A 14126-nucleotide genomic window follows, 5' to 3' on the forward strand; every position below is an offset into this window, starting at 1 on the left:
AATTTCATGCACATCGCCCCTTTTGACAACGAGAACATTCCCATAGTGGATACCGACGATCCAACCGTGCCGTTGAACTATTTCAACATCGTCAAACTGAAAAAAGGCGAGGCATTCGAATACCAGGTGCCAGGTTATGAAACCTGCATTGTACCCGCGACAGGCAGCGTGGATGTGGACATTGAAGGTGTCAAATTTGCCCGGTTAGGCAACCGAGGGGAAGACGTCTGGGACGGAGAACCCGAAGGCGTATATGTCCCGGTCGGCGCCAAGGCGCAGCTGGTATGCGTATCAGATGAAACCGAGGTATTCATTGCTGGGGCAAAGTTCGACAAGGTGCTTGAACCATTTGATGTGCGTCAGCACGATTTGGTGCAATACGGCAGCGATGACACCAAAACCCATCGTAAAATCAAACACATCCTCGGCCAAAAGCAACACGACAAAGTCGGCCGGCTTTTAGTGAGCGAACTGTTCACCGTGGGCCAAGGCGGTTGGTCCGGTTTTCCAAGTCACAAGCACGACACAAACCGCTTGCCAGACGAAACGCGCCACGATGAAACGTATAATTTCCGATTTAAACCCAATTGGGGGTCGGGCCTGCAGATGTTGCAACGCGAAGACAATGAACCGGGTGATGCTTACCACATCGTCGACGGATCGACGATCTGCATCGACAAGGGTTATCATCCCTGCTGCGTCTTGCCGGGTTACGAAATGTACTATTTCACCATTCTCGGTGGGCTAACACAGCGCTCATTGGTTCAGTATTTCCAACCCACCCATGCCTATCAGATCGAAACGATCCCCGGCATAAAAGACATGATAGCCAAGTTCAAATGACCCTTGTCACACTAAAAGACGTCCTAATCCCGGCTTACGATCAAGGCTATGCCGTTGGCGGGCTGGTAACTCTGGGCTGGGAAGATATGCGCGCCTACGTCGCCGCTGCAGAGGCTGAGAATGCGCCGGTGATTCTGCAGGCTGGCCCCAGTTGCCGAGAGCACACTCCGCTGCCTGTTTTGGGAAAAATGTTCAGGCATCTGGCGGAAAACGCGTCAGTTCCTGTAGTTGCTCACCTCGATCACGGTTACACGTTTGAGGAATGCCAGATCGCGCTGGAGAGCGGATTTACATCGTTGATGTTCGACGGGTCGCGTAAACCGCTGCTTCAGAATATCGATGAAACCGCGGCAATTGCCGAGATGGCCCACGCCGCCGGGATTTCGTGCGAAGGTGAGATCGGCTTTGTCGGCTACTCTGGTGGCGAAGGCTCTAATGGAACGGACCCCGAAGAGGCCGCACAGTTTGCCCGTGAAAGCGGCGTCGACGCAATGGCGATCTCTGTTGGTAACGTTCATCTGCAAGAAAACAAAGAGGGCGGCTTGGACGAAGAGCGAATTGCCCAAATCGACGCCATCACAAACGTGCCATTGGTTATTCACGGTGGTTCGGGCGTTCCGGTTTCGCAACGCGCTCGACTGGCCCGCGAAACGTCCATTTGCAAGTTCAACATTGGGACCGAACTTCGAATGGCCTTCGGTGCCGCCCTGCGCGAGGCCGTAAACCGTGACCCTGACAGATTCGACCGTGTCGCAATCCTCAAAGAAACCCACGACCCTGTCGAAGCCGCAGCCCGAGCTGTGATCAGAGCATTTGGCGCTCCAACTCAGAATTAAATATCCGATAACGTTCAAATGGTGAAGGCGGCACGGAATGATTCAAGTGCCGCTTCCGGGGCACTTGATGCGAAAGCTTCCATTGCCACCGGACCACGGTAATCAAGATCAAATAGCGCCTTTGCGATTGCTTTGTAATTGACCTCGCCCGACTCTGGTTCACAACGACCCGGGTTGTCCGCCACCTGAATTTCCCCAAGCCAAGGCAAACATTTTTCACACCAACGGATCAAATCGCCCTCACCAATCTGGGTGTGATATAGGTCGAGATTGATCCGTAATTGGGGGCGGTCGACCGAAGATACGAGCGCCAACACGTCTGCAGTAGATCCAAACGGGCACCCGGGGTGATCTAAATGATTGAGGTTTTCCAGGGTAAATATCACGTCTTCTTTTTCTGCCAGATCACAGATACGGTTCAATGTATCGTGCGCCTTGAGCCACATTTTACCTGTCACGACTTCATGTTGCCAGATGGGGATGCCTCCGTCACCTAGCCCAGTGCCATGCAGGTTAAAGCGATCCACATCCAGCCTCTTGCCGACCTTGACTGCTTCCTTGGCTGAATTAAGCAGCAAGTCAGCACCCTCATCATCCGCCAAACGTCCCTCAAGATAACCATTCATGATGGTATAGTTGGCACCGATGCCCTCAAGCTTTTCAATATCTAAATCCGGCCAGTTCCAAAGCCCAACACCAAATCCCATTTCAGTTAATCGGGCTGCACGCCAATCCATGGGCCGGTCCAGCCAGAGCATTTCGGCACATGCCGCGAGTTGGAACGGTTGAGACATGCCAGATCTCCTGAATTTGGCAGGGCAATGGTTTCAGACGTTCTTAGTGTCAGCGAACAAATCGTCTGAGTTGCTTGTCACAGTCACAAGCATCAAATGTGTTCGCAGCACTAGACCGCCTCTCACTTCAACTATCTCGTTCCATAATCCACTCGACCTCTGGGGCGGCAACAAAGCGCCACTTACGCAGAGGACCGGCCATAACGTTCAGATAATACATCTCGAACCCATAAGGAGCCCCGCAAGGGTGATGGCCGCGCGGGACGGTGACAACGTCGCCGTCAGAAACCGCCATAGTTTCATCTAGTTGCCCATCATCTGTATAAACCCGCTGAATGCCAAACCCATCGGAAGGATTTAGACGGTGGTAATAAGTCTCTTCCAGATATGTAATCCTGGGATAGTCGTCTTCGTCATGGCGATGGCTTGGATAAGAGGACCAATGACCATTAGGCGTAAAAACCTCGGTCACAAGAAGACTATCGGCATAGTCCTCCACTTCCATGGCTATGTTGTTGATAAAGCGGGTATTCACGCCCTTACCGCGCTCAGTCAAAGTTATACCATCGGGTCCTATCCGCCGGGCTTCGTGGCCACCTTTGCCAGGTGCAGAGCATACGGCAATCACGCAATCTGTTTCAGCAACGGCTTCCCATTCAGTTCCATTAGGCAGATACAAACAATGCGGTGGTGTTTTTTCAAAAACATCCATCCGATCACCAAGCACACCCCAGTTCTTGCCGCCGCCGGAAATTCTGGCCTTGCCTTCGACTACAACCAGAATGACTTCTCGGTCGCGAGTGGCCTCAGCCGCCTGATCACCTGCCCTGAGGTGGTACAGCCCGAAACCAACGTATCGCCACCCAGCGTTTTCTGGAGTGATATCATGCACTTTTCCCCGGGTTCCAAACGGTTTCCTGAGCAGGTTCGGCATGTTCGTCTCTCCTTAATGGGCGGGCACAATGGCCCGCCCTGTTTTCTGGTTCAGGCTGCTTGTCTGCTTTGCAAAGCGGACAGGGTCGCGACCAATTCGTTTTCGGTCCAACCTTCTTCTACTGCACGGAGCAAAATCTCCGCCTGACTTTCAGGTGCGTTGCCACCGATTGGCGGATCCGTGTCCAAATTGGTTGGAAAAGGATAACCCTCGGCAGTAGCGGCAATAGCCGCATTCACCTCTGCGGGACCTAGATCACCACGTTTCTTCAGCGATAAAAGGAATGGAAAAACCGTTTCCGACATTGATCGCCGATCAACGGCCTCCATCGCTCGACCAAAGGCAGAAGAGATTTGCAACAAGTTCGCCATCCTGTGAATGTCAGCGCTGCGGTTTTCTCCAGCTGCGTGAAAAAGTGCTGGGTTAAAAAATATCGCGTCGCCCTTTTCCAACGGAAGTTGGACATAACTCTCTTCGAAAACAGCGCGATGTGCTTCATCATGAAACGCCACGTACCCCGCCGGATACAACTGTGAAAACGGCAGCAGTTTTGTTGGTCCGCTTTCAACTGGCATGTCACAATGGGCAACCGCGCCCTGTAAAGTCAGAGACGCGCTAACCAAGTGAGCATGCGCAGGATATCGCGCGGCACTGTCGGCGCTCTGAAAGCCAAGATGATAATCCCTATGCGCCTGCTGAGCCTGACCTCCGGGACGCACCTGGTTGATTTGTGCAGTAACCTGATAGTTGGGGCCTAACCAAGCCTCGCACGCGGCAGCGACTGCTGTATTTCCAAAATACAGTGCGAAACCTTCGGGATCGCGAAGGCATTGCTTTTGCAATGCGTTCCATATTCGGTCATTTGCACCCGAAGCGGCAAAGTGATCGCCTTCACCTGCACCACTTCGGCGTTCTTCTTCGATGATCTCTCGAAAAACAACAGTCGCACGATCAATCACCGATGTGTCCGAATAGGCGCCTTTCAAGGCTATAACGCCAGCAGATTTCTGCAGAATACGGCCCCATTCCGCCAGCAATCTGCGCCTTTGAACGGCGTCATCAAGATCGGAGCGCAGAGAACCCATGTCATAGATTGGAACATTCTTTTCGATGGCTGCAGCTAGTGGAGCATCAGCGGCCGTCAGACTTTGCGAGGTCAACACCTTGAATTCATCCAGATCACAGGATTCCCGGTCAAAATAGCCGACAAAACCAAGTTCTTGATCTACCATGACAATCTCCTTTCTCATGGCTTAGGTGTTGCGCAAGCGCGTGTTCCCTTTAACTAGCTATCTCTAACCCGGCGCGTTCGCAGACTTCGACGATGTGCTCGTATCCCTTTTTTGAGTATTCGTAAGGAGGAGCCTTGGCCGGGTCCTGTTCCGCCTCAACCACAATCCACCCATCATAATTCATGGCCTTAAGCGCATTGGTGACGGCCTGAAAATCAATACAACCGTCTCCCGGAACGGTGAATGCACCCGCAATCACGGCATCTAAAAAGCTGAGATTTTTTTCTCGTGTATCCTGTATCACTGACGGGCGGATGTCTTTGAAATGAACATGATGAACCCGGTCGCCCCAGCGTTTTAGCGTTGCCATAACGTCCCCGCCGCCAAACAACAAATGCCCAGTGTCAAAACACAGTTTGACCTCGTGTCCCGATCCTTCCATCAGCCAGTTCACATCATCCTCGCTTTCGATGATGGTTCCCATGTGGTGGTGATAGGCCATGGGCATACCCTGATCGGCCATCCATTTCGCAAGTTCGGTAATCTTTGCTCCGTATGCCATTATGTCATCTTTGGAGAGTTTTGGCCTGTCGTTGACAGGAGTGCCAATCTGGCCCTGAACGGTGTTGGAACACTCGGCATAAACGATGCATGGGCTGGCCAACGCCACGAACTGTTCAACCTGTTCGCGTACCGCCTCTCGTTCGGTCGCAAAATCATTGACCAGCGACGCACCAGAGCACCATCCGCCGCACAGCGCGATGTTGTTGGCATCCAGATAGGAGCGCAAGCTTTCCGTATCGCTCGGCATACGTTGACCACGTTCAACGCCCGTATATCCGATCTCACGCGCCTCTCTCAGCGCCTGTTCCATGGTAAAAGATGCCGTCAAGTCAGGCAGATCATCATTTTGCCAAGCGATCGGAGAAATACCGATATTTACGCTCATTTTGTGTTTCTTTCTTTTATTGCGATCTCGTAAGCCGCTCGTTTTTCGTTGACCTCGGGGCGGACGCTTACTTCGGGAACTGCTACTTCCCACCAAGTGCCGCCATACTCTGTAGATGGATAAGGATCGGTGTCGATAACTACTACGTAAGGACCTGTGACGCCCCCGCGTTTGGCCAACGCGTCCTCAAGCTCGGCAATCGAACTTACTTTGACCGATGTCGCCCCCATCGACGCCGCATGTGCGGCAAAGTCGATTGCAGATGGCTTCTCATGTACAGCGTGATCCAACAGGTTGTTGAACTCAGCCCCACCGGTGCCCATCTGCAGGCGATTGATGCAACCAAACCCGCGATTGTCGGTAATGACGACTGTAAAGGATACGCCCATCATGGCAGCCGTGGCCATTTCCGAGTTGGCCATCATATAGGTTCCGTCGCCGGTAAAACAGATCACGTCGCGGTCGGGCTGCGCCAATTTAATGCCCATGGCCCCCGCAATTTCGTAACCCATGCAGCTAAAGCCGTACTCCATGTGATAGGCTCCGGGGCGTGGTGCCTTCCACAGCTTGTGTAATTCTCCCGGCATTGTTCCCGCCGCACACATCACCACAGTGTCTTCGTGCGAGGCGCGCTGAACCGCGCCAACCACCTGCATATCCGTCGGCAGGGCATTGCTGTCAGATGGGGCGTCCGTCAACGCATCTACTTTTTTGAACCAGTCCGATTTCAATGTGTCGGCAACTGGCTTGGCAGAATAACCGCTCAGCGCTACGCCAAGCTCATCCAATCCAACACGCGCATCAGACAAAAGTGGCATGGCCCCATGTTTTTCTGCATCATAGGCGGCGGTGTTCAGGCATACCATTGTTCTTTCAGGGTTCGAAAACAATCCCCATGATCCGGTCGTGAAATCCTGCAAGCGTGTGCCGACGCCGATAACTAAATCCGCCTCGGCACAGACAGTGTTTGCTGGTTCTCCTCCCGTCACCCCGACAGGCCCCAAGTTCAAAGGGTGATCCCACGCCAGCGATGACTTGCCTGCCTGTGTTTCCGCAACCGGTATGTTGTGCGCCTCAGCAAATCGTTGAAGGGCTTCGGTCGCACCTGAATAGTGTATGCCGCCTCCAGCAACTATTACAGGTTTTGCGGCAGACTTAATCGCGGAAGCGGCACGGGCCAGCTCGTTTTCGTCTGGACGGACGCGACGCTGATACCACACACGCGGCTCGAAGAAGCTTAGTGGATAGTCGTAAGCCTCGGCTTGAACGTCCTGACAGAAAGCCAGCGTTACGGGCCCACAATCTGCTGGGTCCGTCATTGTACGAAAAGCACGAGGCAATGCTGTCAATAGGTGTTCGGGGCGGCTGATCCGATCAAAATAGCGACTGACAGGCCTAAAACAGTCATTTGCACTTACCGTGCCGTCAGTGAAATCTTCCGTCTGCTGCAAGACCGGATCCGGGCCGCGCGTCGCGAACACGTCGCCGGGAAGTAAAAGGACAGGCAATCGGTTCACGTGAGCAAGTGCCGCGGCGGTTACCATATTGGTTGCGCCTGGTCCGATGGACGATGTTACAGCCATCGCGCGTCTGCGCCCCATCTGCTTTGAATATGCTATGGCTGAATGCGCCATGGTTTGTTCGTTGTGACCGCGATAGGTCGGCAAGGTGTCTTTGACAGCATGCAACGCTTCGCCCAACCCAGCTACGTTTCCATGGCCAAAAATTGCCCACACACCGGCAATGAACGGCTCGCTAGCTTCGTTCATCTGCGCGCCCAGATAACGCACCAGAGCTTGCGCCGCAGTCAGTCGGATTGTCTTGCTCATCATGATCCCTTTCAACACATGGCCGCTTTGGGCAATCCGTTGATTCCAAGTTTTTCGAAGGTTTCAGGCCCAGTAGTTAGGCCCGATCAGGTTTGGCGGTATCGCACACCAAGGTTTTTTCTATAAGGTGGCCTACCCAATCAAGCAGGCCACCTTGATTTCAAACTTTTAGACAGTACCGCCCAAAGACCCTTCAAGCTCGGCCATTTCCTGACCGCCAGCCATTAAGTCCTGCAGCTCTTCCGGCGTAATCTCGCCGCGCCTTGCAGTACCAAGAGTTTTTCCTCGGTTCAGCACGGTGAAACGGTCTCCCACAGCCAAAGCATGCCGTACGTTGTGGCTGATGAAAACGACCCCAACGCCCTGACTACGCACCTTGTCGATGGTTGCCAGTACATTCGAAGTTTGCCGCACCCCGAGTGCTGAGGTTGGTTCGTCCAAGATCAGAATCTTCGCACCGAAATACACTGCGCGGGCGATGGCAACGGTTTGACGCTCACCGCCGGACAGCGTGCCCACCGCTTGATCCGGGCCACGCAGGTTGATACCCATCTTGCGCATTTCTTCCATGCAAACATCGTTCGCGTGATCTACATCGAACCTTTTAAGCAATCCCTTCCCTTTGGTAGGTTCGCGACCCATGAAGAAATTGCGAGTTACGCTCATCAGTGGGATCATCGCAAGGTCCTGGAAAACAGTCGCTATGCCCGCCTCCATTGCATCCCGAGGAGTGTCGAAATGCAGCGGTTTACCTTCGAAAAAAATCTCGCCTTTGGTTGGCTTGTGCACCCCGGACATTGTCTTGATGAAAGTTGACTTGCCCGCGCCATTGTCACCAAGCAGACAATGACACTCGCCCGGTTTGACGTCAAAACTGACACCAGCAAGAGCGATGATATTGCCAAAATGCTTTTCGATGTTTTTCATTTCCACGATCGGAGCGACATCCACCGCTGCGTCGCCATGATGGAACTTGGAATCTTCGGTCATATCAGCGCTCTCCCGTTACGCGCTTACGGATCGCATTGTTGAACAGAACCGCAATCAGCAACATTGCACCCAGGAAAACCTGGAACCAGTCCTGGTCGAAGTCGGTATAGGTCAGGCCGATGACTACCATGCCGAAAATGATCGAGCCAAAGAATGCTCCGATCGCCGAGCCATAGCCACCAGTCAACAAGCATCCACCGATAACAGCAGCGATGATCGCTTCGAACTCTTTCTGGAAACCACGACGAGCGTCGGTCGACCCCGCATCCATAACGGTGATAATAGCAACGAGCGCAGCGCAACACGCCGTCAGCATGAAAAGTGAAACCTTGACGCGGTTCACGGGCACACCGGAATTTGATGCAGCAGTTTTGTCACCGCCCGAGGCGAAAATCCAGTTGCCGGCCGGAGTGCGCAGCAACACGTAGGTCGCCGCCAGTGCCAGAGCAATGAACCATAGGATTTCGACCGGAATACCCGGCACTTTGGGCGCACCGCTTTTGAATGTATCGATTATTCCGCTCTCAGCCAGCCAAGTGAAAAGGCTGCCAAAGGCCTCGCCCGAGAAGAATGGTGCTAGCCAATCGTTTTCAACTGTGTCACGAACGCCGCGCAACTGAGTTGAACCACCGGTCGCCATTTTGAGACCGACAAGGGACAATCCACGTAGTATAAAAAGAAAAGCCAACGTCACGATAAATGAGGGCAAACCTGACCGTATCACGATGTTGCCGTTAACTGCCCCGACCAAAGCGGCAAACACGAAAGTCATTGGGATCGCCGCGATAAGCGGCAGCTGCCAGGTTACTACGCAGACCCCAAAGAACAGGCCGGAAAACGCTACCATCGATCCGATCGACAGGTCGAACTCGCCTCCGATCATCAACAACGCCGCGCCGATGGCAAGAATGCCCAGTTGCGCCGCAGGTGTCATAAAGTTCATCACCCCGGCCAAAGTGAACATGGATTCATCCGCTGTAATAGCGAAAAAGATGAAGACCAGAACAACGCCGGCCATGGCACCGAGTTCAGGGCGCTTCATTAGCTTGGTCAAGAACGGCTCTTTCTTGACTCTTTCGTCGGCTACAACTTGCGCTGACTGGCTCATGTTTTCCTCCCAATCCAAATGAAACGGCGCAAGCAGCGCCGTTTCAGTGCTTTTTATCCTCGTTTTAACGGATGCCCTGCGCAGACAGATCGATGACCTGGGCGGCCTTTTCCTGTGTCACAAGGTTCGGGCCAGAGGGAACATTTCCACCCGGCATCAAGCCGTATTTAGCGTGAAGACCCATGAAGTTAACCGACAGGTAGCCTTGCAGGTATTGCTGCTGGTCAATGGCGAAAGCAGCGTCACCGTCCGCGATAGACTGAAGAAAGTTCGCCGACAGGTCGAATGATGCCACGTTCACGTCCCGGCCCGAAGCTTTTACCGCTGCAACTGTTGGTTCACCGGCCGAGCTAGCTCCCAAAGCCATGACCGTATCAACTGCTTCGTTTGCGGCCAGCGCAGCAGACACTTTTGACTCGATTTCCGACGGATCATTCGAAGTCGGCAGCACTTCGACGTTGCCGCCAAAGCCTTCGGCAAACCCTGCGCAACGCAAATCCAATGCAACGTTGCCGACTTCGTGGTTCACACAGATGGCGGTCGAGCCGCCCATAGAGGCCAGCTTTTCACCCGCGGCTTTACCCGCGTCAAATTCGTCCTGGCCCACGTGCAGCAATGCACCCAGTTCTTTTGAGACGTCCGAACCAGAGTTGATCGAAATTACCGGAATTCCTGCAGCTACGGCGCGTTCGATCGACGGACCAAGCGCGTCTGCGTCCGGGATCGAAACGATCAGCCCATCCGGCTCTTGGTTAACAGCGGCATCGATGAGCTGCGACATGGCAACCATATCAAACGTTTCTGGTGCGCGATATTCAACGTTTACACCAACGTCTTTGCCGGCCTGCTCCACACCGTTTTTCACAACATTCCAGAACGCGTCGTTGGCCTGGCCGTGCGATACGACCACGATTTCCTGCGCGAAGGCCGGCGTTGCGAGCGCCAAGGCACCTGCAGCTAACGCACCTTTAACAAACTTGTTCATTTGGTTTCCTCCCATTGGGACAAGTCATCTTCGTTTAGGGCTTCAACCCCATGCATTCGGCCAGGCCGAATCTCAAACGCCGACATGTGTCGGCACAACATCAGTTTCCGTAATTCAAACTATTTTGCAACCGGTTTCAAAATTTCTTTCATTTCAACTGGTATTCTTTTCTCATTCGACAAGGTCGCGGCCTCGGCCATAGCAAGCGCAGCCACCCCATCCTCCATAGTAACAGGAACCTCCGATCCAGCGAGGATCGCGTCGACAAATGCCTCCCATTCGGCGGCATAAGCCTGCATGTAACGTTCGAGGAAAAAATAGGTCGGCTTCGCTCCTGTCACTCCGTACTCAGTCGACTTAATCACAGTGTTTTCCAACATGTTTTGAGCTTGCAAAAGACCTTTTGCGCCCAAAAGCTCGACCCGCTGGTCATAGCCATAAACCGCCCTTCGAGAGTTTCTAATAACCGCTATCCGGCCGTCCGCGTAAGTCATTGTGACGATTGCAGTGTCGACATCACCGGCCGCAGCAATCTCGCTATCTACAACGGATGTCCCGACTGCGGAAATAGAAGTTGGTAAACTGCCCATGATATAGTTTGCCATATCGAAGTCGTGGATCATCATGTCACGAAACAACCCACCAGAGACTTTTATGTAACTCACTGGCGGTGGGGCCGGATCGAAGGATGTAATCGACAGCATTTCCGAAGCACCAATTTCGCCCGCGTCAGACGCCGCCTTCAACGCAGCAAAATTCTGGTCAAACCGGCGGTTAAAGCCAATCATCACTGGCACCGTGTTGCGGGCGGCGGCTGCTTGGCATTGCTGCGCGCGGGTCAAGCTCAGATCAACTGGCTTTTCGCATAATACGGCTTTTCCCGCTGCCGTGGCCGCTTCGATTAAATCTGAATGTGTATCCGTAGGCGTCGCGATCAGAACGGCATCAATCGACGGGTCCTCAATAATTTCTTCGGAACTTTGAACTTTGGCATTGAATTCTTCCGCCAAGTTTTGGGCACTCTTTGGATAAGCGTCTGATACAGAACACAATTCACTTTTCATATGAGCCGAAATGGCACTTGCGTGGACCTTTCCAATCCGACCTGCGCCAAGAAGTCCGATTCTGAGCATTGCCACCTCCCGCACCTACTTTGATCGCGAACATGATCAAAATTGCAACCGGTTGCAAGAAAAATTTCAACTTTGGCCCCTGGGGATTTCCGTCCACCTCCGAACCTTTTGTCCCGGCTCCAAGATAGATCGCGACGTTATTCAGCACGGTGATTTCTAAAAAGATCTTTTCAAGAACTGTTTGAGTGACTGAATTCTAATTGACGAGAGGACCTTACACGCGCGAGATTATGTCGAGAGTTTCGAAAATCAGAATGTAGGAATTTATGCGCCTTTTCCTGTTCTTTCTAGTTCCAGCTCTCTTTGTGGTCCTTATTGCGTTTCTTATTCTTAGTCTCAAACCACCCACCAGCATTCGCCTGGCCGCAGGAATAGATGGCGGGGGGTACTGGCAGATCGCTCAACTTTACAAGGCCGAACTCGCTCGCGATGGGATTGAAGTTGAGGTAATACAGACAGAGGGTTCTCTTGAGAACATCAGCAAACTGGTATCCGGCGGTGCAGACATAGCATTTGTCCAGGGTGGCATCGATATTCCGCAGGATGTCGGTTTGCAGTCAGTCGGCGCCATGTTCCCAGAGCCATTGGTAATCTTCAAAAGCAAGTTTGGCGTGATTGGGTCCAACCCAGGAGAGTGGTCGGAACTCCGGTTAGCCGCTGGGTCCGAAGAGTCGGGAACCCGTGCTGCAGCGATTGCACTTATCAAGGCAGCTGGACTGCAGAATGTTGGAATAAAGTTGATCGATGCAAGCGGAACTGCGGCATTGAACGCTTTATACAACAACCTCGCAGACGCAGCGTTATTTGTTACACCATTGGACTCTCCTTATCTTATGGAAGCAATATTCGACCCAGAAGTGATATTCGTTCCAATGGCCCTCGTAGACGCTATTGCGCTGAAATTTCCGGGCGCGCGCTCTGTGACAGTACCCGCGGGTTCGATTACTTTGGATCCCCCGCGCCCGCCTGAGGACGTAAAAATTCTTACGTTAACAGCGTCAATGATTGCAACGGCCAACCTGCATCCTGCGGCGGCTGATAGACTGGCAAATGCTGCGCTAAAAATCCATGGTGAGCGCAGCATACTGCAAGATCCACGAGAGTATCCAAACACAGATTCTCCACCCGTGCCGCTGAATAAGGTGGCCAGCGAGCTTATCACGTCAGGGTCAAACGTTTTGCACAACTACCTGCCTTATTGGATCGCGGCTCAGTTTGGCAGGGTATTGCTTTTGCTCTTGCCACTGTTGTTTCTGGCACCACTTTTGCGGGTCATTCCGTCAAGCTATGTTTGGTTTCAAAAGAGACGTGTTTGGCGATTTTATCAGCGGATCGCGGCGCTCGAACAAGAGCTTAGCGAGGCCACTACAGCGGAGGAAGTCAATGCTGTTGCCAACAACATCGAAGAGTTGGACATGAACCTCGCGACTTTGAAACTGCCGCTGGCCTATCGTCAGGGTGCCTATGATGCACGATTGCATATTGACTTAATTCGGCAGGAAATTCTGCGTCGTAGAGCAGTGCAGGTCCAAGCTCAATAGCGCAGTTGTTTTATAGCAGATCTACGGAGGTTGAACCTGCCTCTGGCGCTGCAAAATCGAACTGAGCTTTTGCCTAAAGCAAGCAAAATGATACTATGGTGAGAGCAAATTTGATAACTGTTTTGCTCCGTCTTGTAAGACGGGCAAAAATTGCTTCAAGCTGTTCAAATCATGCCGCTGGGTGGGCGCGTGAACAGACAAAGTGGCGACAAGCCTTTCATTTCCCTCAAGAACTGGGACGGCGACGGCCGCCATTCCCTGCATGAATTCTTCTTCGTCAGTTGAATACTTTCTATCCGATATATTACTTATTTCTTTACGAAGAGCATTTGGATCTGTCAGCGTCTTGATGGTCAACTGCTGCAACTTGCGCGCGGACAGATAACCGTTAAGTGTCCGCTGGCGTAGGGTGGATAAATACATCTTTCCGCTGGCAGTGCAGTGGAACGGAACCCGAGACCCAATAGGCAGTTGAATACGCAACGGCCACTTGGTTTCGACCCGATCAAGATAAATCATGCCCTCGCGATCAGGTATGGCGAGGTTGCACGTCTCTCCGATTTCGTCCGCTATCCCTCGCAGTATTGCGAGCCGCGCTGTTCGCAAATGCTCAGATGAAACCGTATTTACCGAGAGCTGGCGCAGTCTAGGTCCCGGACCATATGTGCGGCCATCCAGATCTCGCTGCAAAAAGCCTTCTGCCTCGGCTGTTTGCAACAATCGATGCACTGTTGGCTTCGCCAGACCCAGTGTTTCAATCAGGTCTGACGGTTTGACTGCGACCCCACGCTTTGCGACCTCTTCCAAGATAAGTAACAAACGCAGGTTGGTCGGTATCTGGGTTTCCTTCTGAAGCGTAGTCGTCTCAGTCATCAGCCTACAGTCTGGTTTTTTTGGCGGTTCAATCTATTCTCTACAGGATCCGCCTCAAACAGAAATTTCGCATATTTAC

General features: G+C 52.7%; 13 protein-coding genes. 3 read left to right on the forward strand and 10 right to left on the reverse strand.

Annotated elements, in window-relative coordinates:
- Positions 1–6 precede the first annotated feature (6 nt).
- Both GOV45_RS07770 and GOV45_RS07775 read left to right on the forward strand, forming a co-directional pair.
- Positions 7–843 (forward strand): 5-deoxy-glucuronate isomerase, encoded by an 837-nt coding sequence (locus GOV45_RS07770; RefSeq protein WP_170476156.1) that lies wholly within the window; start codon positions 7–9, stop codon positions 841–843.
- Positions 840–1679 carry a class II fructose-bisphosphate aldolase gene (locus tag GOV45_RS07775; protein ID WP_170476158.1) on the forward strand — a complete coding sequence of 280 codons (840 nt, stop codon included), beginning with the start codon at positions 840–842 and terminating at the stop codon, positions 1677–1679. Before GOV45_RS07770 ends, GOV45_RS07775 begins: the two co-directional genes overlap by 4 nt.
- A 14-nt stretch (positions 1680–1693) precedes the next feature.
- On the opposite strand, the gene GOV45_RS07780 is transcribed toward GOV45_RS07775, so the two are convergent.
- The 9 genes from GOV45_RS07780 to iolG form a co-directional block, all read right to left on the reverse strand.
- Complete coding sequence (locus GOV45_RS07780; RefSeq protein ID WP_170476160.1) at positions 1694–2473, reverse strand: TIM barrel protein; 780 nt, start codon at positions 2471–2473, stop codon at positions 1694–1696.
- A 127-nt stretch (positions 2474–2600) separates the two neighbouring features.
- Positions 2601–3407, reverse strand: a complete 807-nt coding sequence (iolB, locus tag GOV45_RS07785) for a 5-deoxy-glucuronate isomerase (protein WP_170476162.1) — start codon at positions 3405–3407, stop codon at positions 2601–2603.
- A gap of 50 nt (positions 3408–3457) precedes the next feature.
- Positions 3458–4639: a phytanoyl-CoA dioxygenase family protein gene (locus GOV45_RS07790; protein WP_170476164.1), complete on the reverse strand. Its 1182-nt coding sequence runs from the start codon at positions 4637–4639 to the stop codon at positions 3458–3460.
- A 49-nt stretch (positions 4640–4688) separates the two neighbouring features.
- Positions 4689–5588, reverse strand: coding sequence for a myo-inosose-2 dehydratase (gene iolE, locus GOV45_RS07795; RefSeq protein WP_170476166.1), 900 nt, complete (start codon positions 5586–5588; stop codon positions 4689–4691).
- Positions 5585–7417: a 3D-(3,5/4)-trihydroxycyclohexane-1,2-dione acylhydrolase (decyclizing) gene (gene iolD, locus GOV45_RS07800; RefSeq protein ID WP_170476168.1), complete on the reverse strand. Its 1833-nt coding sequence runs from the start codon at positions 7415–7417 to the stop codon at positions 5585–5587. The genes iolE and iolD overlap by 4 nt, the downstream gene beginning before the upstream one ends.
- A gap of 168 nt (positions 7418–7585) precedes the next feature.
- Entirely contained in the window at positions 7586–8407 is an 822-nt protein-coding gene (locus GOV45_RS07805; protein ID WP_170476170.1) for an ATP-binding cassette domain-containing protein, read from the reverse strand.
- 1 nt (position 8408) lies between these two features.
- On the reverse strand, positions 8409–9515 hold the full coding sequence (locus GOV45_RS07810; RefSeq protein ID WP_170476172.1) for an ABC transporter permease: 1107 nt from the start codon (positions 9513–9515) through the stop codon (positions 8409–8411).
- Positions 9516–9579: 64 nt separating this feature from the next.
- Complete coding sequence (locus GOV45_RS07815) at positions 9580–10500, reverse strand: sugar ABC transporter substrate-binding protein (RefSeq protein ID WP_170476174.1); 921 nt, start codon at positions 10498–10500, stop codon at positions 9580–9582.
- 119 nt (positions 10501–10619) lie between these two features.
- Entirely contained in the window at positions 10620–11633 is a 1014-nt protein-coding gene (iolG, locus tag GOV45_RS07820; RefSeq protein ID WP_170476176.1) for an inositol 2-dehydrogenase, read from the reverse strand.
- A 266-nt stretch (positions 11634–11899) separates the two neighbouring features.
- Between iolG and GOV45_RS07825 the strand changes: the two genes are divergently transcribed.
- Positions 11900–13174 carry a TAXI family TRAP transporter solute-binding subunit gene (locus GOV45_RS07825; protein WP_170476177.1) on the forward strand — a complete coding sequence of 425 codons (1275 nt, stop codon included), beginning with the start codon at positions 11900–11902 and terminating at the stop codon, positions 13172–13174.
- A 93-nt stretch (positions 13175–13267) separates the two neighbouring features.
- Here the strand turns inward: GOV45_RS07825 and GOV45_RS07830 are convergent, their stop codons facing one another.
- Positions 13268–14047 carry an IclR family transcriptional regulator gene (locus GOV45_RS07830; protein WP_170476179.1) on the reverse strand — a complete coding sequence of 260 codons (780 nt, stop codon included), beginning with the start codon at positions 14045–14047 and terminating at the stop codon, positions 13268–13270.
- Between the last annotated feature and the right edge of the window lie 79 nt (positions 14048–14126).

Source organism: Ruegeria arenilitoris, assembly GCF_013035425.1.
In the GTDB taxonomy this organism is placed as follows: Bacteria; Pseudomonadota; Alphaproteobacteria; order Rhodobacterales; family Rhodobacteraceae; genus Ruegeria; species Ruegeria arenilitoris_A.

What these genes read in the sequence shown, in the direction of transcription:
- GOV45_RS07770 (WP_170476156.1), top strand. Translation starts at nt 7, where the DNA reads ATGCACATCGCCCCTTTTGACAACGAGAACATTCCCATAGTGGATACC.
- GOV45_RS07775 (WP_170476158.1), top strand. Translation starts at nt 840, where the DNA reads ATGACCCTTGTCACACTAAAAGACGTCCTAATCCCGGCTTACGATCAA.
- GOV45_RS07780 (WP_170476160.1), bottom strand. Translation starts at nt 2,473, where the DNA reads ATGTCTCAACCGTTCCAACTCGCGGCATGTGCCGAAATGCTCTGGCTG.
- iolB (WP_170476162.1), bottom strand. Translation starts at nt 3,407, where the DNA reads ATGCCGAACCTGCTCAGGAAACCGTTTGGAACCCGGGGAAAAGTGCAT.
- GOV45_RS07790 (WP_170476164.1), bottom strand. Translation starts at nt 4,639, where the DNA reads ATGGTAGATCAAGAACTTGGTTTTGTCGGCTATTTTGACCGGGAATCC.
- iolE (WP_170476166.1), bottom strand. Translation starts at nt 5,588, where the DNA reads ATGAGCGTAAATATCGGTATTTCTCCGATCGCTTGGCAAAATGATGAT.
- iolD (WP_170476168.1), bottom strand. Translation starts at nt 7,417, where the DNA reads ATGAGCAAGACAATCCGACTGACTGCGGCGCAAGCTCTGGTGCGTTAT.
- GOV45_RS07805 (WP_170476170.1), bottom strand. Translation starts at nt 8,407, where the DNA reads ATGACCGAAGATTCCAAGTTCCATCATGGCGACGCAGCGGTGGATGTC.
- GOV45_RS07810 (WP_170476172.1), bottom strand. Translation starts at nt 9,515, where the DNA reads ATGAGCCAGTCAGCGCAAGTTGTAGCCGACGAAAGAGTCAAGAAAGAG.
- GOV45_RS07815 (WP_170476174.1), bottom strand. Translation starts at nt 10,500, where the DNA reads ATGAACAAGTTTGTTAAAGGTGCGTTAGCTGCAGGTGCCTTGGCGCTC.
- iolG (WP_170476176.1), bottom strand. Translation starts at nt 11,633, where the DNA reads ATGCTCAGAATCGGACTTCTTGGCGCAGGTCGGATTGGAAAGGTCCAC.
- GOV45_RS07825 (WP_170476177.1), top strand. Translation starts at nt 11,900, where the DNA reads ATGCGCCTTTTCCTGTTCTTTCTAGTTCCAGCTCTCTTTGTGGTCCTT.
- GOV45_RS07830 (WP_170476179.1), bottom strand. Translation starts at nt 14,047, where the DNA reads ATGACTGAGACGACTACGCTTCAGAAGGAAACCCAGATACCGACCAAC.